The following is a 25,388-nucleotide window of genomic DNA, read 5'->3' as shown; positions in this document are numbered from 1 at the left end:
GGATGAAGCGATGAGTGTACAAGATGAATTGAAAAAAGCGGTGAATCCTGCTGCTTGGAAAAAGGCAAACCAGCGAATGGTGGCAAAAATGCTGTCTGAATACATGTATGAGGACATGCTTCATCCTGTAGAACTGGATTGTAAGGATGGCATCGCGCAGTATGAATTAATCATTCATGAACATAAGAAATATCGTTATCTGGCAAAACCTCGATTGTTTGATAGTTTTGATACAATCGCTGAATCAATTGAGTGCTGTCAAGATGGAAAATGGTCAAAGGATGTCAGTGCCATTGTGTTTTTACTAGACATCCAGCCGATCATTCCAATGTCCTCTGACACAACAGGCCATCTAATCAAAGAGCTTCACCATACTTTGTTAGCCGATGTCCATTTGCTGTCGAAAAAAGCACTTCGTGCGGATGAGCTAACAGATACGGATTATGCATGGATTGAAGGAGAAATGACAGGCCATCCTTGGATTGTGTATAACAAAGGGCGTATAGGATTCAGCTACGATGATTACTTAGCCTATGCACCAGAACGTCAAGAATGTGTGCAGCTGTCTTGGATTGCTGTACATAGAGAGCTTGCGACATTCCATGCAGTTGATCATGAAAACTATGAGCAGGTGATCGCTAAAGAGTTAGATGAAGTCACGATTCGTCAATTTCAGCGCGTGTTAAAGGATGAAGGACTGAATGCGGCTGACTATTATATGATGCCTGTTCATCAGTGGCAGTGGACGCATATGATTATTCAGCATTTCCCGGAAGATTTGGCCTTGCGCCGGATTGTGTATTTGGGAGAGGGGCTGGATCAATATATCCCGCAGCAGTCGATCAGAACCTTTACAAATATCTCAAACAAAGGCAAGCATCATATTAAACTGCCAATGAGTATTTTAAATACGCTCGTGTACCGTGGACTCCCATCAGAACGTACGGTCATTGCCCCGCGCATTACAGCGCATATTAAAGGGATTGCTGATCAAGATTCATTTTTATCTGATGTGTGCCGCGTCATTTTACCAGGTGAGAATGCAAGTATCAATGTCGATCATCCATACTACAGCAAACTGCCTGGTGCGCCGTATCAATATCTTGAGATGCTCGGTGTCATTTTTAGAGAAAGCATTTATACGTACTTAGATGAAGGGGAGAGCCCTGTTACACTTGCGGCACTCACTTATGAGGATCATGAAGGAGAGCCGTATATCAAGCAGCTGATTGAAAAATCAGGTCTCTCAGCAAAAGAATGGATGGCGAAGTTTTTCCATGTCGTGATGCCGCCGCTGCTGCACTTCATGTATCAATACGGCACAGTCTTTTCACCGCATGGTCAAAATACGATTCTTGTGTTGAAAAATCATCAGCCGCATCGTTTGGCGATCAAAGATTTCGTTGATGATGTAAATATAAGTGACCAGCCGCTGCCTGAATTAGCTTCACTAGAAGAAGATTTAAAAGAAGTGCTGCGCAGTGAGCCGCCAGAAGGTTTAGTACAATTTATCTTTACAGGATTATTTATTTGTAACCTGCGCTACGTATCCAATGTGTTAGACAATCATCAGCTGTTAGATGAAACGACTCTTTGGCGCTTGCTTGCAGAAGAAATTCAGCTTTATCAAAAGCAATTCCCGCAGCTGAAAGACCGTTTTGAATTATTTGATCTATTCCAGCCGAAGCTGACAAAGCTTTGCTTAAATCGTAATCGAATGATTGATTATGGCTATGGAGATGGAGATGACCGCCCGCATGCATCAGAGCATGGGAAGGTCACAAATGCACTCGCTCATGTTCTTGCGTCAGTTGGAGAGAAGTAATATAAAAGCTGTAGACATCAAGTGTCTACAGCTTTTTTGTTTTTTAAGAAAATGCTTGAGAGGCAAGGAAATAGAAAAGGGCGTGATCATTTAGTTTTTCTTTCCCGCGAATCATCATAAAATGGGCTACGTTCGTTTTCGTAAATCCTGTTTCCACAAGTGTTTCATGCAGGCGTTCAGCAGTTTCTTCCTGCATATCTATACGAATTGCACCTGAATAAGACGAGATGAGTGATTGGATGAGCGAGAGAGCGGTTTGTTCATCGTTTGCTGTAAGCGGTCCAATCATTAGATTAGCAGGGGTTTCGACGCCAAACGCAAAACCGGTTGTTTCATGATGTTCATTCTGTGCAATCATTCGGAATGCTGCCCGGTGCATCCGATTTTTTAAAAAGCTTGATCGATTGGCTCCTGCTCCTTTTGCGTCAAGTGTTTCAATAGACGGGAGATGAGTTTCATCAGCGGGAGACAGATGAATCTTATCTGACACCTGAAGCGCATAAGGATTTGTTTTCTGTGCTTTGTATGTATGAATGTAGCCGGCCGTTTGAAATCCGATTTTTTCGTAAACGGGCTGTCCTTGTACAGTAGCGGTTAAAACGACAGGAACGCTTTGATCGCTTCGGCGAAGCAGGGTGTCAATCATTTTCCTTGCAAGTCCTAAGCCGCGATGCGTCTCAGATACAATGACAGCACCAATTGATGCTGCTTTATCATATTGGAAAAGTCCCGCACATGAGATGACTTGTCCATCCGTTGTTGAAAAACCTGTAAAATATCCGTTTGTTAAAAGAGATGTAAGCTCTTCCGCATTGTAATCAGGCCAGTCGACCTCTTTTGATAATGCGATAAGATCGGGTATGTCATCAAGTGTTAATGTTCGTTGTACAACGTTTTCCAATTCACGCAACTCCTTCTTAGCTGAATTCATCTATATGTATCGTATCATAAGAAGGCATAAGAAAAAGGAAAAGGGAGATCCTTTTCCACTCAACGTGTAGACAAACCCTCGCATTCGTTGTCAAGGCTGCAAAGGTTTTCTATCACGCTGAAAAAAAGAGAAAGGGCTAAAATAAAGATTACTTTAGCCCTTTGTCCTTTTAATAATTCAAGTCTCGGTTGTATTCATATTCAAAGGTGAGCTGTAAGTTTTTAATCGACACTACACCGACTTTGATTAATCGCCCGCCGATAAACTGAGGGACCTCTATCGCGTTGAAAGAAACAAAAAAGCGGTCTTTTGCTGGAACCTGGCTTGTTTTATAGGAAGAGATGTCGACCTTTTGGCCGTTCCAAGGTACATTCACTGCTCCGCCTTTAAGGGAAGAAACGGTGAAGACATAATTGTGCGCGTTTGTACTGCCTTTATCAGCTTCTAATGAAAGACCAGTCACGACAGCATCCTGCGGCAGGCTGCTTAAATCAAAATTAGAATTTGGAGAACCGGCTTCATTGAAACTATTAAGTGTGGCTGGTGACCCATATCGTTTGAGTGTTGCTTTTTCAATGCTTTTGTCAAAGACAATGCGGTACGTTTTATCTTCTTCATTTAACAATTGTTTAGGCTTAACCGCTAAATAATAATCCGTACTGGCGGCAATTTTCGGCATATGAATAATCTCGTTTTGGTTGTAAGTCCGCACAGAAGAAGACACAAGTGCGCCGTTCTTATTGTAAAGATAGAGATCAAAATCATTTCCTGACTTTACATTCACAAGTTTAATAGAAAAACGGCCATCCGCACCATCAAATTTGGAGCTGGTGAAATGGTAAAAGTCGACATCATTTGTAGAAGAAATACTTCCCTCATGATATAAATAAGATTTATTCAAATAAAGGGAAGGCTGTAGGAGCTGAGCTTTTTCCATCGTATCATTGTTGGCATAATCGCTGTCTGGATATAGGTGCTCCAATTCTTCTGTATAATTTTTTGTTTGTTTCGTAGATGCTTCACTTGCTTGTGCAGGTGATTGGAAGAGAGAGGCAGCGATGAAGAGGCCGGCAAGCAGTAAAACCCCCATTTTCTTTTTGAACATAACAAACATCTCCTTTTCAGTTTCTTTCATTTATATTATCGGATCATTATTCCTAAAATTGATATTTATTCCATTTTTATATCAAAAAAGAACCCCCAATGATGGAGGTTCTAGTATTAATGAACATTAAAATATCGAGCTTCAGGGTGGGAAACGACGATCGCTGAAACAGATGCTTCCGGTTCCATCATGAATCCTTCTGTCAGATGGATGCCGATTTTTTCGGGCTGAAGCAGCTTGAACAGCTTTTCTTGGTCTTCAAGATTTGGACACGCTGGATAACCAAAGGAATAGCGCTGCCCTTGATATTTCGCCTGGAATCGTTTGTCCATTGTGAAATCGACTGGGTCAGGGAAGCCCCATTTGTCACGAATCACTTGGTGTGTTCTTTCAGCTAATCCTTCTGCAAGCTCAAGCGCCAGAGCTTGGACAGTATGCATTTTTAAATAATCCCCTTCCTGCTTAAGTTGCTGCGCGACTTCACGTATACGCGCTCCGGCTGTGACGGCAAATAAGGCAATATAATCTTTCTCGTTTTCATCACTTTTCCGTACATAATCAGATATGGAGCGGTACGGGAGCTTCTCCTGCCTTGGAAATTGGAACGTTTCAATGATGCGGTCAGGCTCTTCGGGATCATAAATATGCAAATCATTTCCGTCTGAATTGGCAGGGAAGAATTGATAGACAAATGCAGGTGCAAACCAGTTTTTCTCTCTGCCTTCATTTAGAAGATCCGTGACAAGCTGTTTTAATTCCAATGCTTTTGGGTGCTGTTCAGCTAATAAGGTTTTGACCTTTCCCTTTAAACCGAGATGATGACCAATGAGCATTTGTTCATTCACATAAGGCATAATATGATGCAAATCGATGTCCTTCACATAATGGCGTGCGGTATTTTCTGGTGTAAATACCGGTGCCTGCGGGAGTGCTGCGCGTTTTTCTAGTAGTTCAATGACAGCTTTCGGCTGCTTTCCTTCTTTCTCCTTGAAAGGTGCTGCTGGCTCCTCTTGCGGCTTTGTTTGAAATTGAAGAGGATTCGCTTTTAACTCATTGGCTAATGACAGTCCGTCCATAGCATCTTTTGCATAAAGAACAGGTCCATCATAATGAGGCGAAATTTTCATTTTAGTAAATTTACGAGAAAGGGCAGCACCCCCGACCAAAATAGGAACAGAAATGTTTGCTTTTTGTAAATCCTGAGCGGTTAGTACCATTTGCTGGGCGGACTTTACAAGTAAGCCTGATAACCCGATCATATCTGGTTTTTCCTTTTGCACAGCTTCAATCAATGTTTGAGGTGTCACCTTGATGCCGAGGTCGACCACTTGAAAGCCGTTATTGCTCAAAATGATGTCGACAAGGTTTTTCCCGATATCATGGACATCTCCTTTTACGGTCGCAAGTAGAATCTTTCCTTTCCCGCTCGCATGCTGCTTTTCCATATATTGCTCAAGAAACGAAACAGATGCTTTCATGACCTCAGCCGATTGAAGCACTTCGGCTACAATCAGTTCGTTTTGATTAAAAAGACGACCAACTTCAGCCATTCCCTGCATTAATGGACCATTGATGATATGAAGCGGCGATTCATATTGCTTCAAAGCAAGGGAAAGATCATCGATGAGCCCTTCTTTCGTTCCTTCGACGACGTAGAGCGCCAGCCTTTCATCAAGTGATAAGGAGACCTTTGGTTTTTTCTCCGTTTTCTTTTTGCCGCGGTAAAATTGGGTGAATTCAGCCAGTGTTTGATCATTTGTTTCATAAAGCAAGGTTTCAGCTAGTTTGATTTCTTCCTTTGGAATGGAAGCGAAGCGTTCAAGCTTTTCTGTATTTACAATGGCATAGTCAAGTCCTGCTTGCACGCAATGATATAAATAGACAGCATTTAAGATTTCTCTGCCAACAGGCGGAAGTCCGAAAGATACGTTGCTGATGCCTAAAATGGTGAGGCACTCAGGCAGGGTTTCCTTGATCATTTTAATGCCTTTGATCGTTTCTTCAGCGGCGCCGATATATTGTTCGTCTCCAGTGCCTACTGGAAAGACAAGCGGATCAAAAATGATATCACTTGCGGGAATTCCATATTTCTTCGTTAGCAAATCGTGAGAACGTACAGCAATTTCAAGCTTTCGTTCTGCTGTCACGGCCATTCCTATTTCATCAATCGTGCCAACAACAAGTGCACCGCCATATAGCTTCACAAGAGGAAGAATCTCTTCAAAGCGTTCCTCGCCATCCTCAAGATTGATGGAATTGATGATGGCTTTCCCTTGAGAATAGGTGAGTGCCTTTTCAATCACGTGTTTATCTGTTGAATCAATGACAAAAGGGGCTTTGACCTTTTTCATGGCTTCTTGTAAAAAGCCTTCCATGTCTGCTGCCTCATCACGGTCTGGATCGGCGAGACACACATCAACGACGTGAGCGCCATTTTTCACTTGAGCACGAGCAATTTCTGCTGCTTCTTCAAACTTTTGTTCCGCAATGAGCCGTTTGAATTTACGAGAACCAATGACATTGGTCCGTTCGCCTACAAAAAGGGGACGCATCGAATCCTCATAAATAAGGGGCTCAATTCCTGATACTGTATGCTGCGGTGAATCGCGAGTGATAGGTCGCGGCTGAAGCTTGCGTACTTCATCTGACAATGCTTGAATATGCGCAGGTGTAGTTCCGCAGCAGCCGCCGACAATATTTAACCAGCCTTCCTTAGCAAAGGCGGCGATTTTCTTAGCAAGAGAAGCAGGGGATTCGTGATAATGACCTTCTTCATCTGGGAGTCCAGCATTCGGATAGCAGCTCACCGCTGACTTTGCGATGGAGGAGAGAGTCCGGATATGGTCTGTCATAAATTCTGGACCAGTTGCACAGTTAAGACCGACACTGATGGGTTTCATATGCTCAAGAGAGATATAAAAGGCTTCGATATCTTGACCAGCAAGGGTGGTACCCATTGGTTCAATCGTCCCTGATACCATGAGTGGTAATTGAATGCCCGTCTGCTGAAAGGCTTCTTGAATCCCTTTGAATCCAGCTTTTACATTCAGCATATCTTGGCTTGTTTCTAAAAGAAGGGCATCACACTTTCCGTCAATCAGAGCGCGGGCCTGCTCTTCATAGTTTCTGACGAGTTCACTGAAGGTTGTGCCGCCTGTTACAGATAATGTTTTTGTTGTCGGGCCCATTGCACCTACAACAAAACGAGGCTTTTCGGGTGTGGAGAAACGGTCAGCTTCTGCCTTTGCCAGCTGCGCAGCTCGAACATTGAGTTCATAGGCAAGATGGCCAAGCCCATATTCATCAAGGACGAGCTTTGTAGCGCCGAAGGTATTTGTTTCAATGAGATCGGCACTTGCTTCAAGGTACTCCCTATGGATCTTAGAGATGATGTGAGGGGCTGTCACATTCAAATACTCGTTACAGCCCTCATACTCTTCTCCGCCAAAGTCCTCTGCTGTCAGGTTGGCGTTTTGAATCATTGTGCCCATTGCCCCATCAAGGACGAGGATGCGTTTCTTGAGCTGTTCAGTGATAGTTGACATGGACGTTAGACTCCTTTTCTTTCTGATGGATGTAGGTGGTCAGTTCTGCTGTTAAATCTGATCGAAGGAAAGGAGTAATTAAATAAATGCCATTAAACAATTCGCAGGCTGTATCTAATAAAGAGCGGGCAATGGCTAAACCTTCTGCTCGCTGCTTTTCCTTATCCTCGCCAGCTTTGGCCATAATGTCACGAATAGAATCAGATAATTTGATGCCTGGAATTTCGTGATGGATAAACTCTGCATTTCGGCTGCTTGTTAACGGCATAATGCCGATATAAATCGGTTTATCCAAGTGGCGGCTTTCCTCATGAATTTTCACAAGCTGTTCCTCAGAATAAACAGGCTGTGAGATAAAATAATCAGCACCGTATTCTATTTTTTTCTCAAGACGTTTCACGGCTTTATCTATATGGCGCACATTTGGGTTAAAGGCACCAGCCACTGAAAAATTGGTCTTTTTGCCAAGGGGCTTTCCTGAGAAAGAAAGGCCTTCGTTAAACTGTTTGATGAGACGAATCAAATCAAAGGAGGTTAAATCATACACAGATGTTGCACCTGGGAAGTCTCCAATTTTAGATGGATCGCCTGTAATGGCTAAAATATCGGTTAATCCAAGGGTGTCGAGCCCCATTAAATGAGATTGAAGCCCAATCAAATTACGGTCGCGGCATGTGATATGAACAAGAGAACGCATATCAAGCTGCTGCTTTAATAATGCGCCGCAAGCGACATTGCTAATGCGCGGAGTCGCAAGAGAATTATCGGCTAACGTCAATGCATCAATGCCAGCATTCTTTAATTCATTTGCAGCAACGAGAAATTTTTCGAAGTTCAGCTTCTTCGGCGGATCAAGCTCTACGATAATCGAACGTTTTTTCACAGCCAGCTCATCAAGACCTGGTTCAGTGCGCTGGTCTTGGATTGAAATGATTTCTTCTTTTAACACTTTCACTTCTTTTTCAGTGATCGGCGCTAAATCTTTGACCGCTTCAGCCATTGCGCTAATATGCTGGGGCGTTGTTCCGCAGCAGCCTCCGATAATACGTGCGCCCTGATTTCTAAATTCAAGTGCACTTTTTCGGAAATAATCATTATCTGTATCATAGACGAGTCTGCCTGCTTCAAGAGAGGGGAGACTGCTGTTAGGATAGACAGATAAATGTGAATTTTCCAAAAGTGGAACGCCTTCGAGTGCCTGAATCATGTGATAAGGGCCCAGCCTGCAGTTGATGCCGACGACATCTGCACCAAGAGTTGATAACTCAGATAAACCATCACTCAGCGGGGTACCATCCTGCAAGACTCCTTGTTCATGCATAGAGACGTTCATGACAATCGGAAGAGTCGTTTCTTTGCGGGCAATTTGGAGAACAGCCTTCGCTTCTTCTATGTCATAATACGTTTCAAGCAACAATCCGTCAGGTTCTTCATTTAATAGGATGTACAGCTGCTCTCTAAAGCTTCGTTTGATTTCTTCTATAGAGTAGGCATTTTTGTTAAACGTTCGAATACCGCCAATTGTTCCGAGTACATAAGCAGAGCCTGCGGCTGCTTTTGCAATTTGTACCGCTTTTGTATTGATGCGTTTCGTTTCTTCCTCTAAGCCGTAGCGGGATAGTTTAATATAATTCGCACCGTATGTGTTCGTTTGGATGATGTCAGCGCCTGCCTGCACATATGCTTCGTGCACGCGTTTCACTTCATCCTCTTTCGATAAATTTAATTCTTCAAAGCAGCGGTCAATGCCGTAAGAGTATAAAAGTGTTCCCATCGCTCCGTCAGCAATCAGTACGCGGTTTTCTAAGTCTTGTAATAGGCCCATTGTATTCCTCCTTATTTCTATGTAACAAAAAAAGCCTTCTGATAAGAAGAAGACTTTTTGGCTGTATCGTAATTCTTCTCCTTATCTTCCAAGCAGTTGCTTGCTGGATTTAGCACCTTGGTCATAGAAAATAGATTTCTACTACACCGGTTGCTGAGGCTTCACAGGGCCAGTCCCTCTGCCTCTCTTGATAAGAAAGCAATATGAACATGTCAATGAATTGAACTTCCATCAACTGTAACGAAAAATGGAGAAATAATCAATGGAAAATTTGAAATTTATCGAAAATTTATAAATTGGACATCAATCGGCAAATCAGCCTTGCGCATAAGAGAAATCACCTCTTGTAAATCATCTTTATTTTTCCCTGTCACACGCACTTGGTCATCCTGAAATTGTGATTTCACTTTAATGCCAGATTGCTTGATGAGGGCGTTGATCTTTTTGGCGTTGTCTTGATCAATCCCGCTTATCAGCTTCGCACGCTGGCGTACTGTACCGCCAAGGGCATGCTCGGTTTTTCCATAATCGATATTTTTAGTTGGAACATTTCGTTTGATCAGCTTTGTCACAAGCACATCTTTTAGCTGCTCAAGTTTGAAGTCATCATCAGAGATGAGAACGAGCTCTTCTTTTTCGAGAGAAATATCACTTTTACTTCCTTTAAAATCATAACGGTTTTTAATTTCTTTCAGTGCTGCTTGAACAGCGTTTTGCACCTCAGGCAGTTCAACCTTCGATACAATGTCAAATGAGCTTTCTTTTGCCATAGCACATGACCTCCAAGTATTGATATTGCGTCTATTTTATCATGCCAATAGGAGAAGAAGAAACTTTATCGAAGAGATGAGCCAAAGAGTTCAGCCGGCTGCGGTATAAATCGTGTCCAATTTGTCCACTTTAGCTAACAGAACTAGAGATGTTCATGCGGGGAGAAGTATAGTAGAATAGAGTGAATCAAAAGATGAACGAACGCTCTTTTATGGGCAGATAGGAAGGAAGAGAACATGAGACCAGGTGAGCAACTGACCTTGCAAATAGAGAACGAAATGGAATACGGCTACTTTTTGACAGACGGTGAAGATTCGGTCCTCTTACATCGCAGTGAAATGACAGAAGATATTGGTGACCGAGATGAAGTAGAGGTCTACTTATATGTAGATCATGAAGAAAGACTTGCTGCCACGATGAAAATACCTACAATTAACGCGAATACATACGACTGGGTAGAAGTCGTGGATGTGGTAGAAGACATGGGTGCATTTGTTGATGTTGGACTGTCAAAGGATGCACTTGTTGCAACAGAACACCTCCCGCCTTTTGAGGAAGCATGGCCGAAAAAAGGAGACAAACTCTACTGTATGCTGAAAGTCACAAGCTACGGCAGAATGTTCGCAAAACCAGCCACAGAAGATGTGATCAGTGAATTGTTTACTGAGGCACCAGAAACCTTAATGAACAAAGAAATCACTGGAACAATTTATCGCTTAATTGCGACAGGTTCTTTTATGCTGACAGATACAGGCGTGCGTGGGTTTATCCACCGCACGGAACGAAAGGAAGAGCCAAGATTAGGATCGACCGTTACAGGACGCGTCATTGCAGTGAAAGAGGATGGAACCGTAAACGTTTCTCTGCTTCCTAGAAAACAGGAGGCATTATCTGTCGATGCAGAAGAAATTTTAACCTATATGAGGACAAGAAACGGCGCTATGCCTTATGGAGACAAAAGTGATCCAGAGGATATCCGTGAAAGATTTCAAATGAGCAAGGCAGCCTTTAAAAGAGCACTAGGTCATCTCATGAAAAATGGTCTAGTTTACCAAAAAGAAGGCTGGACATACGAGAAAAAGTGAGCAACTGTAGGCAAACCCCGCATTCGTCCGCAGACTTGTGCACTAGACTTCAAAGGGTTTTCAAATCACGCTGAAAAGAAGAAAAAAGGATAAAATCATCATGATTTTATCCTTTTTTATATTTGTCTTAAATAATGGATTTTCTCTATGAAAAAAGTCATGAAAAACCTTCACTATACCATTGAAACAACGCCCCTCAAATCCGATAAAAAAGGAGTAAGGATGATAAAAGGAGTGTGTTTTTGGATGAAAGTGAAGATTTCATTACTTCTGATGGCAGCTATGCTTATGATGCTCGCCGCATGCGGTAATCAACAGGAGGGGGCGCCAAAATCAACTGCGAAGCATATTGGCGTTATGCTCACAGATGATGGTCTTGGTGATCAATCATTTAACGATTCATCATTTAAAGGATTAGAAAAAGCACGTGATGAGCTTGGCATTGAATTTGATTATAGAGAAATTGCAGAAACTGATACATATGAAAAAGGGCTGACAGAGCTCGTCAAAGAGGGCAATGATCTCATCATCGGTGTAGGTTTCAGTATGCAAGAAGACCTAGAAAAAGTCGCTAAGAAATATCCGAAGAAGCAGTTCTTGCTTATTGATGCCGTATCTGAGCTGAAAAATGTGACCTCTGTGACGTTTAAAGAAGAGCAAGGCAGCTATTTAGCGGGTGCGCTTGCTGCGATGACAACGAAAAGTGATGTCATTGGATTTGTTGGTGGTGTTGATGCAGATGTCATCCATCGTTTTGAAAAAGGATTTCAAAAAGGCGCCAAATCAGTCAATCCGAAAATCAAGATCTTATCCACCTATGCAGGCACATTTAGTGATGCAGGCAAGGGCGGTAAAATAGCCAAAGACATGATCAAAAAGAAAGCTGACGTTTTATATGCCGCAGCCGGCTATTCAGGTGTCGGCGTATTAAAAGAAGCGCAATCACAGGGCAAATATGCCATTGGAGTAGACAGCGATCAGTACTATACTGCTGAAAAAGCGGTCATTTCGTCTATGGTGAAAAAAGTCGATGAAGTGGTCTATCAATTCAGCGAACAGCTCGTGAAGAACAATGAAATGAAAAGCGGGCATGTTGTCTATGACTTAAGCAATGATGGAATCGATATGGCAAAAATCCGGGTTTTGAAAAATGCTGAGACATTGACTAAAAAATTAAATGGGCTGAAACAGACGCTTCTAAAAGAAGAGGGAGGCGCATCATGAGCTTACGCGTCAAGATTTTACTCAATTCACTTATCTCACTTCTTTTAGCAGTTGGCGTCATCGCCTTTATCATTGTCAGCATGACAAAAATCCAATCATCAAATGAGACAGATGTCCAAACCTTATTAAACGTACAAAAAACGAAGGCAGGCTTTGAAAGTGTCGAGCAAGCCATGACCAATTATTCGATGACACTCTCAGATGAACAGCTAGAGATCGTTCAAAACGATATTTCTAAAGCAAAAAAACAGCTGCAAACGTTAAACAAACATGCAGGAAATATGAACAAAGAGGCATTAACAAGGTTAAATTCAAAATATGACACGTGGATCAAAGAAGCAAACAATGCTATTGGTGAAAAAAACGCCTCGGATGCAAGACGTGTGGCAGCAAGAATTGATGGCGTTTTAAATGATGTGCATACGATGAATAAAAGAGCAGAAGAAGCGTATAAACAAAATCTTGAGGATGCAGCAGACAATGTGCAATGGATTATTACAAGTGCACTCGTCTCAGCCCTCACACTGATTGTCATTGCCGTCTTTTTGAATATTGGACTAACGCGATCCATCGTGACACCTATCAAATCATTATCCTACAGAGCAAAGCAGATCGCAGAAGGCAACCTTGCTGTGGAGCGGATGGATATTCAGCGTAAGGATGAAATCGGCGGCTTGAATGAATCCTTTAATCAAATGACAGATCAGCTGATTAGTCTGATTAAAGAAATCAGCAATGTCTCAAGCCGAGTAGAGACATTCTCGATCCACCTGAATGATGAAAACAAAAAGATGATGGAATCTGCGAATCAAGTATCTGTCTCAACAGATGAAATGGCAAATGGGTCACAAGCGATTTCAGAAGATCTCCAGCACGGCGTCAGCTTGATTGAGAAAATGGACCAGCATGGACGTAAAAATTCCGAACGCTCACAAACGGTCATCCGCAGTACAGAGGATGCCATCGAAGCAGTAGAAAGCGGAAAGCACACGTTAACAGAAACAAAAAAAGCGATTGAAAAAAATACACATGCCACGAGACAAATCGAAGAGTCAGCAGGAGAATTCACGCAATACGCCAGCGGAATCTCGGCCATGGCCAAAACGGTTTCTGACATTGCGGACCAAACAAACCTGCTTTCCTTAAACGCAGCCATTGAAGCGGCAAGAGCCGGCGAAGCTGGAAAAGGCTTTGCCGTTGTAGCAGATGAAATTCGTAAGCTTGCCGATGAATCGTCTAATGCAACAAGACAAATCTTTGACATGGTCAGCCATATTGAAAGAGGCATTCAATCCATTAGTCAAACTGTTCAAGAAGGGGTCAAGCTTTCATTTCAGCAGCAGGATGCGATGGACAAAACCTCACACTCCTTTGAAGATATAGAAACAAAAGCGCAGCATATTAAACAAGAAATGGCGGTCTTAAATGACCAAATTATGCAATCAACAGAACTTGGCGGACAAGTGCTGCACTCGATTGAAAATATTAGTGCAGTTGTAGAAGAAACAGCAGCTGGCAGCGAAGAAATTTCTGCCTCAGCCAATGAACAGCTGCAATCATTCCATCAAATGAACAAACAGGTCGAAGAATTGATGAGTATGACGGCGAGGTTAAATGAAACCGTCCAGCGATTTAAACTGTCATAAGAAAAGCACCCTTCCCGTGTTGTGTCAGGGAAGGGTGCTTTTTATGATCGTTTGCCTGTAAAAAAGATCGCAAGGGTACTAGGTCCAGAATGGGACCCAACAGCGGCACCGATGATCTGAATATCAATTTCCTTTGGATGAAATTCGTCTTCAATCAGTTGTTTCATGTCTTCTGCCAGTGCAGGATCATCACCATGACTAATGCCAACCGTTTGGTTCGACCAATCCGTTCCGCGTTCTTTCATTAGTTCAATAATGCGTTTCAGCAGCTTTTTACGTCCGCGGATTTTTTCTAGCGGGATGAGTTTTCCATCTTCGACATGTAATATGGGTTTAATGCTTAACAAACCGCCAACAAATGCGGACGCTTTACTGATTCTTCCGCCTCTTGCTAAATACGTTAAATCGTCTACAGTAAAAATATGTTGTAAAGATTCACAAAAATGCTTTACAGACGTTTCAATTTCTTGTATTGTATTTCCGTCAATGGCAAGTGATTGAGCGTGTTTGACAGCAAGCCCGTAGCCGAGTGAAGCGCATTTAGAATCAATGATTCGTAAATCAAAATCAGGGTATTCTTCCTTCACTTCATTTGCCATCATCACAGCTGTCTGATATGTACCTGAAAGCTCTGATGAAAAAGCGACATAGATGGCAGATGTATGGGTTTGAGCGGCAGAAACAAACGTTTCCTTGATTCGGTTTGGTGAAGCCTGTGATGTTTTTGGACTGGCTCCTTGTCTCATCGCATCAAATACTTGTTTTGGTTCAATGGTGATCAAATCCTCAAATTCCTGCTCGCCAAGCAAGACGCGGAGCGGAATGAGCGTTATGTTATGTTCATCATAATAAGAAAGAGGCAGATCAGCAGCACTGTCTGCTATGATATGAACAGTCATATAAATCCCTTCTTTCTAAAAAAATAAGCCGTATTTTACATCTTTTTAGCCTAACTATATCATAGAAATCATCTTTTCGTGTTCAAATTCTAAATTTTAGGGAAAACCATAGAGAGAATGGTAAGTGGAGGAATGACAACATGTTCATTGGAGAAGCAAAAAAACTCATTGTCGTCGTTATTGGTGCATTACTCAATGCGATTGGACTAAATTTATTTTTAATCCCAGCTGACGTATATGCGAGCGGTTTTACAGGGGTAGCCCAGCTGTTATCCAGCTTAATCGATCAATATGCGCCATTTTATGTATCAACAGGGATTCTATTATTTATTTTAAACATTCCAGTCGGCATTTTAGGCTGGATGAAAGTTGGCCGTTCCTTTACTTTGTACAGCATCATTAGTGTTGCGCTGACGACCATTTTCCTCGGTATTTTACCAGAAACGAGTGTTTCCCACGATATTTTATTAAATGCTGTGTTTGGCGGTGTCATATCCGCAGTAGGGATTGGAATCACGCTCAAATACGGGGCATCGACAGGCGGACTCGACATTGTTGCTATGGTTTTAGCGAAATGGAAAGATAAACCAGTTGGCACGTATTTCTTCATTTTAAATGGAATCATCATTTTTACAGCAGGATTATTACAAGGTTGGGAGAAAGCATTATATACCCTTGTCACATTATATGTGACCACAAGGGTCATTGATGCCATCCATACAAGACATGAGAAGCTGACCGCGATGATTGTCACGAAGAAAGCAGATGAAATCAAAGAAGCCATTTATGGAAAAATGGTCAGAGGCATAACAACTGTACCTGCAAAAGGCGCATTCACCAACGAGCCAAAGGAAATGATGGTGATCGTTATTACAAGGTATGAACTGTATGAACTTGAACAAATTATTAAAGAAGTCGATCCAAAAGCCTTTACAAATATTGTGCAGACAACCAATATTCTTGGATTTTTCAGACGAGATTAAAAGGTGGGTAGCAGATGAAAAAAGGGTTGGTGCTTCTTCTCATTCTATTGCTTTTAGCCGCTTGTGGACAACAAAAAAAGGATGAACCAGACAAGGAGGTATCCGGTCAAATGGGAGAAAAAACGGTTGAGCTCACAGTAGACCCCGTCCAGAAAGGTTCTTCAGTTCAATTTAACATGTCACTGAAAAATGAATCAGATCGAGATATTGAATTTACCTTTAACACAAGCCAAAAATTCGAACTTAGTGTGTATGACGAAAACGGAAATGAACAATACCGCTATTCGAAAGACCGTATGTTCACACAGGCCATCCAATCTTTTGTACTGAAAAAAGGCGAGGCCTATGATTTTCAAGATACGTGGTCAAACGGTGTAAAGCCCGGAACGTACGAAGCAGTCGTTACGTTTAAAGGAAAAGCAGAAGGGCTGAAACAAATCACGGAGAAGAAAACGTTCCAAGTCAAATAAGTGCAGGAATTAGAAAAAGCTGTCCATCTAATGTGGACAGCTTTTTTATGTTAGAGATCATCAAGCAAGTCTTGGAAGGTATGCAGCTGGTTTCTTTCTGCATCTGTCGAATTGGCAAATGCAGACGATACGGCGTTTTTCGCCCGTTTCACTGCCTGCTGACGCTCTAACCCAGATGAAAATGAAGAAGTAAGAGCTTCTTCAGTAAACGATTTGGCTTGATCAAAAAGTTCGTTTCTCACAATGAACCTCCAGAAGCATCAGTCTTCATATTTCCTCTGTCTGACGCTTCTTCAAGTGTCGAACGATAAGGAAAGCGTGCGTCATGAAGACTGACTGAATCTTTACCTTGTTGTATAAAGCGTTTCGATTTGCTTCTTTTACCCATTCGGAATCCGCCCCTTTACACAAGCTGACAGGACAACCTGTCTAACGGTAGTATGCCCGCTTCCATCTGCTATGTATGAATGGAAAAATTAAAGCGAGAAGTAATTCGTTAGAAACTTTGCAATCCCATCTTGTTCATTCGTATCAGTGACTTCATTTGAGACACGTTTCACGGCATCAATTCCGTTGCCCATTGCCACACCGCATCCAGCAAATTCAAGCATTTCTAAATCATTGTCTTCATCTCCGAATGCGACAATCCGCTCCTTAGGAACGCCGTAATAATCACTGATCTTTTGCAGTCCAACGGCTTTGTTCATGCCAGTTTTAATGATTTCAATCACGTGCCACGGGGCAGCCCAGCGCCTGTGATCAATCACTTCTGCATGAACATCTGATAAATAGCTTCGAATGGCTCCGACGTCCTCTTCTTTTGCATGAATTAACACGCTCGTCACATTCTCCCCAAGGTTGTCCCTAAGGTCTCCAACGGTGACTTTGTTTGCATTCATATTAAATATATCAATGAGTTTTTCATCATGATAATGGAAATACAAATCGTCTAATACTTCAGCTAACACATTGTGCACTTTATACTCTTCACTAATGTCTACAAGCTGTTTGACCACTTGAAGATCAAGTGACGTATGAAATCTGCCCCATTTTTCATCAAGAGGATGATGGACAAACGCTCCGTTAAAATTCACAATGGGTGAATCAAGCTGTAATTGCTGATAATAAGGAGAGCTAGATCGAAATGGCCGGCCTGTAGATATACAGACGTGATGCCCGCTGTCTCTCACTTTTCGAATGACGTCAAGTGTATGCGCAGAAATGGTTTTATCATCTTTTAATAATGTGCCATCCAGGTCAAGTGCGATTAGATAAGGTTTAGTCTCCATAAAATCTCCTTTGATCTGTAAGTGATAGGAGGCAATTCATGTTAGCGCCTCTATCTATAGTGTATCTTTATCACATCTTTGTTGTCTACATGTTAAAATAAACAAAGACGGGAATGATAAAGGAGAATTCATAGGCTGTGATCACCATTGATGAGCAAATTACGCGCGATATTCCATTTTTACATATCGTAAAAGCTGAAAATAAAGACAAACCGCTGCCGCTTGTATTTTTTATTCACGGATTTACAAGTGCACGCGAGCATAATTTACACTTCGCCTTCCATTTGGCGGAAAAAGGCATGAGAGTCATTTTGCCTGACTGTGCTTATCATGGTGTAAGGTCAGAAAACCTCAGCTTAGAGGAACTGGCATCAAAGTTCTGGGAAATTGTCCTGAACGAAATTCGTGAAATCGATATACTCAAAACATACTTTCAAGAAAAACAATTGATTGAAGCTGATCTGATAGGCGTTGCGGGTACTTCCATGGGCGGCATCACCACCTTTGGTGCACTTGCCAAGCATGATTGGATCAAAGCCGCTGTCAGCTTGATGGGAAGTCCAAAATATACGACGTTTCTAAAAGCACAAATCATGGACATGCGTCACAAAGGGTTAATGAAAGATATTACAGACGAAGAGGTTCATCTGCAATTAGACGCCCTGCGCCCATATGATTTAACGCTGCAAACGGATCGATTAAACAAAAGACCGCTGTTATTCTGGCATGCAGAAAACGATCCTGTCGTCCCTTACCGGCACGCAAAATCTCTATATGATGAGTTAGCGGCTACACAATATAAGCAGGACCCGCATCTGATTCGTTTTATCACTGATGGACAAGCTGGACATAAGGTCTCAAGACAAGCGATGTTTGAAACGATTGATTGGTTTGTGACACATCTGAAAAGCACAAACGTTTAGTCAAAAGAAAAAGTACGTTATACTAATGGAAAAAGGAGTGGATATCATGGATGAAGCATTGAAAGAAAATATTTTAGGCGCCCTAGAACAGGTGATTGACCCTGAACTAAATGTCGACATCGTCAACCTTGGGCTTGTCTATGATGTCGATCTAGATGAGAATGGAAAAGCGGATATCACCATGACCTTAACATCAATGGGTTGTCCTCTTGCACCAATTATCGTGGATGAAGTCAAAAAAGCATTAAGTGACCTTCCAGAAGTAAAAGAAACAGAAGTTCACATCGTATGGAATCCGCCTTGGACACGAGACAAAATGTCAAGATACGCAAAAATCGCGCTCGGTATTCAATAAGCAAAAATGAAAAATGCCTGGTATGAGTTGAACTCATGCCAGGTTTTTTTTATGAAAAATTAAGGTGGAGGAAGAGAGTAGCTTGATATAATGGATGTAATTTTATAGAACGGAGTACCTATCATGAAACGAAAATGGCTATGGATCGTTCTTTTGATCGTATATGCTGCTGCATTTTTTGTATCAATCACTATACGAGAAGGCCAAGCACACAAAAAACAGGATCTTGAGGCTTTTACAGATGTCAGTCATCTCATGCCTGTCAAAATCAAAAAAGTTGTTCAAGGGAAAGAAATTGACACGTTAAAAGAAGTATTAAAAGAAGCAAAAGCAAAAAACCTGCCGATTTCTATTGCCGGCAAACAGCATAGCATGGGCGGTCACACATATTATGAAAACGGCATCGTGCTCGATATGACGGAATTCCGCCAGATTTTAGCGTTTGATCCAAAAAAGAAAACGATTCGGGTTCAAAGCGGCGCTACATGGGATGATATACAAAAATATGTGAACCCTTATGGTCTTGCTGTGAAGGTGATGCAATCGCAAAATATCTTTACAATTGGCGGATCTTTAAGTGCAAACGCACATGGACGTGACATTCGCTACGGGTCACTCATTGATACAGTACGTTCCTTTAGGCTTTTAAAAGCAGATGGGGAGATTATCACAGTAAAACCAGGCGATGATTTGTTTTCTGCGGTCATTGGGGGATACGGTTTGTTCGGCGTCATTTTAGATGTGGAGCTTTCTTTAACAAAAGATGAACTATATAAAATGGAGACAACCTCTCTCAATTACGATGAGTATACGGATTATTTTCAAAAGCATGTCAAACACAATAAAGAAGTACGCATGCATCTTGCCAGAATCTCAACAGCGAAAACAAACTTTTTGAAAGAAATGTATGTGACGAATTATTCCCTCACTTCACAACAAGGGATCGCATCATATCAAGAACTGAAAGAAGATCAACTCGTCATGCCTTTGAAATTTATGCTCGGCCTTTCAAGGAGATTTGATATGGGGAAAGATCTGCTCTGGAATTTGCAAAAGAAGTATTTCCTAAGTCAAAATGATCAGCTGATCACAAGAAACAATGTGATGCGGTCTGATTCTGCCTTTTTGGAATATGAAAATGATTCAGACACAGATGTGCTGCAGGAATATTTCGTCCCAGTTGACCGTTTTCGTGCGTACATCGATGACATGAGAGCCTTTTTACAACAGGAAGATTTGAATCTAATGAATATCACAATACGCTACGTTCAAAAAAATGAAAAAGCGGATCTCTCATATGCGAAACAAGATATGTTTGCCCTTGTGCTTTTAGTGAATTACGGGTTTGAAAAAGAAGAGAAAGCGGAAGCAGAGCGGATCATTCGAAAAATGACAGATATCACGCTGCGGCACGAGGGAAGCTATTACTTACCGTACATGCCTTATCAAACGAAGGCGCAAATGAAGAGGGCTTACCCTAAAACCGATGTATTCTTCCAAAAGAAAAAACAAGCAGATCCAGATGGTACATTTACCAACTACTTTTATGAGAGGTACAATACACAATGAATGCAAAAGCAATGAAATGGTTCGTCTACTCACAAAGTCTGCTGTTTTTCGCCAGCAGTTTGATATTTCCTTTTTACATTCTTTTTATTAAAAATGTTGGATCAAGCTATTCACAGTTTGGTCTCGCCTATGGTCTGTTTGGTTTAAGCGGTGCGTTTATTCATTTACTATTAGGGAAACTGCCAGAAACCACAGACAGGCGGCTCTTTTTAATCATTCATTCGTTCGGTATGGCGTTTCTTTTGCTGCTTTTTCCGCATATAACAGAAGTGGAGCAAGTATATATCATTCAGCTTGCACTTGGTGCGCTGGGCGGCTTTCAAAAACATGGGGAGAAACTGCTGGTCACTGATCTGACAACAGAGAACAAAAGAATGAAAGAAGTCGGTCATTATCATTTTTGGACAGCCCTTTTTTCATCCATCGCCATTATGCTTGGCGGTCTGTTTGCTGATTTCTTTACCGTTTACTTCATTTTTTATGCAAGCTCTATATTATATTTATGCAGTGCGCTCATGGTCATCTATATCAAAAACGAAAGATAAATCCGCATGTCTCATGAAGATATGCGTTTTTTTTGTTGAAAAAAAATGAAAACAAATATTAAATATACAATTGAATTAATTTTTATACATGTTATAATGTTAAATAATTTCACAAAGATCAAGAGGGTGTATTAACGTTGAAAATAGGTATTATAGGTGCTACAGGGTACGGTGGTGCGGAATTGGTTCGTATCTTTAAGCATCACCCGCATGTGGAGGAATGTATATTGTATTCATCAAGTGGTGATGGGCAATCATACAGTCAATCTTATCCGCATCTGACAACGATTACTGACCAAACATTAAAAGCCATTGACCCGGCTGCCATTGTGCAAGAGACAGATGCTGTGTTTTTAGCAACACCAGCAGGCGTATCAAGTGAACTGACGCCAAAGCTTATGAATCAAGGAGTGCCGATCATTGATTTATCAGGTGATTTGCGCATTCAAGATGGATCAACCTATGAAGCTTGGTATAAACGAAGGGCAGCGGATGAAGCATCTGTTCAACAAGCGGTGTACGGTTTATCCGAACTGAATCGTGACAAAATTCAACAGGCTGAAGTGATTGCCAATCCGGGCTGCTTTCCTACCGCAGTTCTTCTCGGTTTAGCACCGCTCATCAAACAGAATGTCATCGATGAATCCATGATTATAATAGATGCAAAAACAGGGGTGTCTGGTGCCGGACGATCTGCCTCACTTGGAACGCATTTTTCAGAACTAAACGATAACTTTAAAATTTATAAGGTGAATGAGCATCAGCATACGCCAGAAATAGAGCAAATATTAAGAGAATGGAACCCGCAAACGGCGAACGTCACATTTTCAACGCATCTTGTCCCGATGACAAGAGGAATTATGGCGACGATGTATACACAATTAAAATCAGATATCACAAAAGAAGAATTGATGAAGCGAATGAAAGGCTTTTATGAAGATTCCTATTTTGTCAGAGTGAGAGATCACGGAATTTATCCACAAACGAAAGAAGTATACGGCAGTAACTTCTGTGACATTGGCTTTCATTTAGATGAACGAACAGGGAGACTTACAATCGTGTCGGTCATAGACAATCTTATGAAAGGCGCTGCCGGCCAAGCGGTTCAAAACTTCAACATTATCAAAGGCTTACATGAAGAGGCGGGCCTCACAATGACACCTCTTTATCCATAAGAGAACAGGGGAGACAACAAACATGATTGAATTGAATGAAAAAAGCATTGTCAAAATAGACGGTGACGTATCATCACCAAAAGGCTTTGAAGCGAAGGGGATTCACATTGGCTTGCGCTATTCAAAAAAAGACCTTGGTCTCATTATCAGCGAAGTACCAGCAGCAAGTGCAGCGGTCTACACACAAAGTCACTTTCAAGCTGCGCCTCTCAAAGTCACACAACAAAGCTTAAAAAAGACAGGACAATTAAAAGGTGTCATTGTCAATAGTGCCATCGCCAATGCATGTACTGGTGAGCAGGGATTAAAAGATGCATACGACATGCAGGCAGCCTGTGCAGACATGTTAGGTGTAGCACCCGATTACATTGCGGTTTCTTCTACTGGTGTCATTGGAGAATGTCTGGAGATGGATAAAATCAAAAAGGGCATCGCCGAGTTAAAAGAAGCAAAAGCCGAAAAAGGCCATTTTGAAGAAGCGATCTTAACGACAGATACTGTCATTAAAAATACAACATACACCCTTACGATAGACGGAAAAGAGATCCTCATTTCAGGCGCAGCAAAAGGCTCTGGCATGATTCACCCGAACATGGCGACAATGCTTGGCTTTGTCACAACAGATGCAAATGTCGAACAGGAAGCCTTACAGCAAGCGCTTCGTGACATTACGGATGTGACCTTTAATCAAATTACCGTCGACGGAGAAACTTCGACAAACGATATGGTGCTTGTGATGGCAAATGGAATGGCAGAAAACGATGTGCTGAATGAAGAGCATCCAGAATGGCCATTGTTTAAAGAAGGATTAAAACTAGCTTGCGAGGATTTAGCCAAAGAGATTGCGAGAGATGGAGAAGGCGCAACCAAATTAATTGAAGCGAAAGTCGCTGGTGCTAAAAATAACTTGGAAGCCGGCATCATTGCGAAAAAAATCGTTGGTTCAAGTCTTGTCAAAACTGCTGTATATGGTACAGATGCCAACTGGGGCCGAATCGTTGGAGCGATTGGTCATAGCGCAGCTTCCGTCACACCGGAAGAGGTAGAAGTCTATTTAGGCGGACAATGTTTGTTCAAACACAATGAACCGCAGCCATTCTCAGAAGAGGAAGCAAAAGCATATCTAGAGCAGGATGAGATTACGATTTTCATTCAAATGAGTGAGGGGAATGGTGAAGCAGCAGCATGGGGCTGTGACCTTACCTATGATTATGTGAAAATTAACGCGAGCTATCGCACATAAAGAAGGAGATAGACATGAATAAAACGATCGTGTTCAAGTGTGGAGGCAGTGTCATTCGAGAACTTTCAGATACCTTTTATGAAAATGTCCGCTCACTTCAAGCCGCTGGATTTAAACTGGCTATCGTGCATGGCGGAGGACCTGAAATCACCAATATGCTGCAAAAATTAGAAGTGAAAACAGAATTTGTTGACGGGCAGCGTAAAACAACGAAGCCTGTGTTAGAGGTAGCCGAAATGGTTCTCTCGGGAACGGTCAATAAATACTTTGTGTCAGAGCTCGCAAAGCATGATATTTCATCTGTCGGCGTTTCCGGTAAAGATGGACAGATGCTTGTCGCCGATTTCCTAGATCAAGATGTTTACGGGTACGTTGGCGAAATCAAAGAAGTTCATCCAGAGATGGCAGAAGCACTCATGGAAAAACAATTCATTCCTGTGATTGCGCCGCTGTCTATGACGGAAGAATGCCAAACGTTAAATGTGAATGCCGATTTAGCAGCATCAGCTGTCGCCGGAGCCATGAAAGCTGATAAGCTCATGTTTGTCACAGATGTTGAAGGCATTTTGAAAAATGGTGAACTATTAGATGTCGTCACAGAACAAGAAGCCCTTTCACTCATTGATGAAGGCATTATTTCCGGGGGAATGATTCCGAAAGTACAATCGGCTTTGAGTGCTTTATCAGGTGATGTGGATGAAGTGATGATCGTAAATGGCAAAGGCAGTATCTTTACAGGAGAAACCTTTAAAGGAACAAGAATCGTGAAACAAAAGGAGGCGGTCCTGTGAGTCATCTCTTTCAAACTTATGGACGGTGGAATGTTGAAATTAAAGAGGCAGCAGGTTCTTGGGCAGTCGATACAAATGGAAAAAAATATTTAGACTTTATACAAGGCATTGCGGTTACAAATTTAGGCCACAATCACCCAAAGGTCAATGAAGCCATTAAGGAACAGCTTGACCACGTCTGGCATGTATCAAATCTATTTGAAAATGGACTGCAAGAAAAAGCAGCAGAAAAGCTGGCAGCAAACAGTTCAGGGGATCTCGTGTTTTTCTGCAATAGCGGGGCAGAGGCAAATGAAGGTGCCATTAAATTAGCACGTAAAGCGACAGGGAAAACAAATATCGTCACATTTTTGCACTCTTTCCATGGGCGCACGTATGCTGGTATGGCTGCCACAGGTCAAGATAAAATCAAAACTGGCTTTGGTCCTATGCTAGAAGGCTTTCACTACGTACCATTTAATGATCCAGATGCGATGTCAGCGTGTGAAGTCGATGATGTTGCAGCGGTGATGCTGGAGGTTGTGCAAGGTGAAGGTGGAGTGAATCCAGCGACACCAGAATTTCTAGAAGCCGTTCAAGCATTTTGTAAAAAGCATGAAGCACTGCTGATTGTAGATGAAATCCAAACCGGCATCGGGCGTACAGGAACAGCATTTGCGTACGAAGAGATGGGTCTTGATCCTGATATTATCTCTGCGGCAAAAGGGTTAGGAAATGGCTTTCCAGTTGGTGCAGTCATAGGGAAAAAAGCGTTAGGAGATGCATTCTCCCCAGGTTCACATGGCACAACATTTGGTGGAAACATGCTCGCCATGGCCGCTGTGAATGCGACACTCGATGTGATTTTCAAAGAAGAGTTTCTTTCGGAAGTAAAAGAAAAGGGCGATTACCTGTTAGAAAAGCTGCAAAATGTCAAACAGCTGAATATCGTAAAAGAAGTTCGGGGAAAAGGATTGATGGCAGGTATTGAATGTGATCAGCCAGTCGCTGGCTATATCACAGCTCTTAGAGAACAAGGTTTACTGGTGCTTCCAGCTGGTCCGAATGTCATTCGTTTATTACCTCCGCTGAATGTGAAGAAAGCAGAGCTGGATCAGGCGATCGAAGCAATTGTTCAAGTATTAGCTAATAAAACAGTTTCGGTATAAATTTTTTTACAAATAAACGTATAAAAATGCATTTATATCAT

General features: G+C 41.9%; 23 protein-coding genes and 1 riboswitch. Of the genes, 14 read left to right on the top strand and 9 right to left on the bottom strand.

Annotation, left to right across the window (positions count from 1 at the left end; translation table 11 throughout):
• Positions 1-10: 10 nt before the first annotated feature.
• Entirely contained in the window at positions 11-1,825 is a 1,815-nt protein-coding gene (locus tag MHI60_RS02075; RefSeq protein WP_095408169.1) for an IucA/IucC family siderophore biosynthesis protein, read from the top strand.
• Between the two features lie 43 nt (positions 1,826-1,868).
• Here the strand turns inward: MHI60_RS02075 and MHI60_RS02070 are convergent, their stop codons facing one another.
• The 5 genes from MHI60_RS02070 to MHI60_RS02050 all read right to left on the bottom strand — a co-directional run bounded on the left by MHI60_RS02070 (position 1,869) and on the right by MHI60_RS02050 (position 10,001).
• Positions 1,869-2,726 carry a GNAT family N-acetyltransferase gene (locus tag MHI60_RS02070; RefSeq protein ID WP_144485546.1) on the bottom strand — a complete coding sequence of 286 codons (858 nt, stop codon included), beginning with the start codon at positions 2,724-2,726 and terminating at the stop codon, positions 1,869-1,871.
• Positions 2,727-2,925: 199 nt separating this feature from the next.
• The gene (locus tag MHI60_RS02065; RefSeq protein WP_144485544.1) at positions 2,926-3,861 is read right to left on the bottom strand and encodes an anti protein; all 936 of its coding nucleotides are present in this window, start codon (positions 3,859-3,861) and stop codon (positions 2,926-2,928) included.
• Positions 3,862-3,977: 116 nt separating this feature from the next.
• Positions 3,978-7,406, bottom strand: coding sequence for a methionine synthase (metH, locus tag MHI60_RS02060; protein ID WP_144485542.1), 3,429 nt, complete (start codon positions 7,404-7,406; stop codon positions 3,978-3,980).
• Positions 7,390-9,231, bottom strand: a complete 1,842-nt coding sequence (locus MHI60_RS02055; protein ID WP_095408173.1) for a bifunctional homocysteine S-methyltransferase/methylenetetrahydrofolate reductase — start codon at positions 9,229-9,231, stop codon at positions 7,390-7,392. Before MHI60_RS02055 ends, metH begins: the two co-directional genes overlap by 17 nt.
• A 78-nt stretch (positions 9,232-9,309) precedes the next feature.
• Positions 9,310-9,428: riboswitch (SAM riboswitch) on the bottom strand.
• Positions 9,429-9,509: 81 nt separating this feature from the next.
• Positions 9,510-10,001, bottom strand: coding sequence for a YajQ family cyclic di-GMP-binding protein (locus MHI60_RS02050; RefSeq protein ID WP_012009527.1), 492 nt, complete (start codon positions 9,999-10,001; stop codon positions 9,510-9,512).
• A gap of 237 nt (positions 10,002-10,238) precedes the next feature.
• Here MHI60_RS02050 and MHI60_RS02045 point away from each other — a divergent pair, with 237 nt between their 5' ends.
• From MHI60_RS02045 to MHI60_RS02035, 3 genes are all read left to right on the top strand, one after another.
• A complete protein-coding gene (locus tag MHI60_RS02045; protein ID WP_144470127.1) occupies positions 10,239-11,087 on the top strand; it encodes a S1 RNA-binding domain-containing protein in 849 nt (282 codons plus the stop codon).
• A 246-nt stretch (positions 11,088-11,333) separates the two neighbouring features.
• Positions 11,334-12,311, top strand: coding sequence for a BMP family ABC transporter substrate-binding protein (locus MHI60_RS02040; RefSeq protein ID WP_144485540.1), 978 nt, complete (start codon positions 11,334-11,336; stop codon positions 12,309-12,311).
• A complete protein-coding gene (locus MHI60_RS02035; RefSeq protein WP_144485538.1) occupies positions 12,308-13,957 on the top strand; it encodes a methyl-accepting chemotaxis protein in 1,650 nt (549 codons plus the stop codon). Before MHI60_RS02040 ends, MHI60_RS02035 begins: the two co-directional genes overlap by 4 nt.
• Positions 13,958-13,998: 41 nt before the next feature.
• On the opposite strand, the gene MHI60_RS02030 is transcribed toward MHI60_RS02035, so the two are convergent.
• Positions 13,999-14,856, bottom strand: coding sequence for a DegV family protein (locus tag MHI60_RS02030; protein WP_111290115.1), 858 nt, complete (start codon positions 14,854-14,856; stop codon positions 13,999-14,001).
• 140 nt (positions 14,857-14,996) lie between these two features.
• On the opposite strand from MHI60_RS02030, the gene MHI60_RS02025 reads away from it, so the two are divergent.
• Positions 14,997-15,839 (top strand): YitT family protein, encoded by an 843-nt coding sequence (locus MHI60_RS02025; protein ID WP_056766136.1) that lies wholly within the window; start codon positions 14,997-14,999, stop codon positions 15,837-15,839.
• A 14-nt stretch (positions 15,840-15,853) separates the two neighbouring features.
• Positions 15,854-16,309 (top strand): BsuPI-related putative proteinase inhibitor, encoded by a 456-nt coding sequence (locus MHI60_RS02020; RefSeq protein ID WP_073204681.1) that lies wholly within the window; start codon positions 15,854-15,856, stop codon positions 16,307-16,309.
• Between the two features lie 50 nt (positions 16,310-16,359).
• Here the strand turns inward: MHI60_RS02020 and MHI60_RS02015 are convergent, their stop codons facing one another.
• The 3 genes from MHI60_RS02015 to MHI60_RS02005 form a co-directional block, all read right to left on the bottom strand.
• Positions 16,360-16,551, bottom strand: coding sequence for a DUF3813 domain-containing protein (locus MHI60_RS02015; RefSeq protein ID WP_024425070.1), 192 nt, complete (start codon positions 16,549-16,551; stop codon positions 16,360-16,362).
• On the bottom strand, positions 16,548-16,697 hold the full coding sequence (locus MHI60_RS02010) for a hypothetical protein (protein ID WP_024425069.1): 150 nt from the start codon (positions 16,695-16,697) through the stop codon (positions 16,548-16,550). The genes MHI60_RS02015 and MHI60_RS02010 overlap by 4 nt, the downstream gene beginning before the upstream one ends.
• 88 nt (positions 16,698-16,785) lie before the next feature.
• On the bottom strand, positions 16,786-17,598 hold the full coding sequence (locus MHI60_RS02005; protein ID WP_048238455.1) for a Cof-type HAD-IIB family hydrolase: 813 nt from the start codon (positions 17,596-17,598) through the stop codon (positions 16,786-16,788).
• Positions 17,599-17,735: 137 nt separating this feature from the next.
• On the opposite strand from MHI60_RS02005, the gene MHI60_RS02000 reads away from it, so the two are divergent.
• From MHI60_RS02000 to MHI60_RS01965, 8 genes are all read left to right on the top strand, one after another.
• Positions 17,736-18,521: an alpha/beta fold hydrolase gene (locus MHI60_RS02000; protein WP_144485536.1), complete on the top strand. Its 786-nt coding sequence runs from the start codon at positions 17,736-17,738 to the stop codon at positions 18,519-18,521.
• Positions 18,522-18,567: 46 nt separating this feature from the next.
• Positions 18,568-18,876 carry a metal-sulfur cluster assembly factor gene (locus tag MHI60_RS01995; protein WP_024425066.1) on the top strand — a complete coding sequence of 103 codons (309 nt, stop codon included), beginning with the start codon at positions 18,568-18,570 and terminating at the stop codon, positions 18,874-18,876.
• Between the two features lie 123 nt (positions 18,877-18,999).
• On the top strand, positions 19,000-20,445 hold the full coding sequence (locus tag MHI60_RS01990; RefSeq protein ID WP_144485534.1) for an FAD-binding oxidoreductase: 1,446 nt from the start codon (positions 19,000-19,002) through the stop codon (positions 20,443-20,445).
• A complete protein-coding gene (locus tag MHI60_RS01985; RefSeq protein WP_024426499.1) occupies positions 20,442-20,990 on the top strand; it encodes an MFS transporter in 549 nt (182 codons plus the stop codon). The genes MHI60_RS01990 and MHI60_RS01985 overlap by 4 nt, the downstream gene beginning before the upstream one ends.
• A gap of 137 nt (positions 20,991-21,127) precedes the next feature.
• Entirely contained in the window at positions 21,128-22,165 is a 1,038-nt protein-coding gene (gene argC / locus MHI60_RS01980) for an N-acetyl-gamma-glutamyl-phosphate reductase (protein ID WP_144485532.1), read from the top strand.
• A 22-nt stretch (positions 22,166-22,187) separates the two neighbouring features.
• Entirely contained in the window at positions 22,188-23,408 is a 1,221-nt protein-coding gene (gene argJ, locus MHI60_RS01975) for a bifunctional ornithine acetyltransferase/N-acetylglutamate synthase (protein ID WP_095408182.1), read from the top strand.
• 14 nt (positions 23,409-23,422) lie between these two features.
• Entirely contained in the window at positions 23,423-24,199 is a 777-nt protein-coding gene (argB, locus tag MHI60_RS01970) for an acetylglutamate kinase (protein WP_024426496.1), read from the top strand.
• Positions 24,196-25,347, top strand: coding sequence for an acetylornithine transaminase (locus MHI60_RS01965; RefSeq protein ID WP_144485530.1), 1,152 nt, complete (start codon positions 24,196-24,198; stop codon positions 25,345-25,347). The genes argB and MHI60_RS01965 overlap by 4 nt, the downstream gene beginning before the upstream one ends.
• The last annotated feature ends 41 nt before the right edge of the window (positions 25,348-25,388 follow it).

The organism is Bacillus sp. FSL K6-3200 (assembly GCF_038630485.1).
Taxonomy (GTDB): Bacteria; Bacillota; Bacilli; order Bacillales; family Bacillaceae; genus Bacillus; species Bacillus safensis.
Note: the sequence above shows the minus strand (reverse complement) of the source record. Positions and strands in the feature narration are given on the sequence as shown.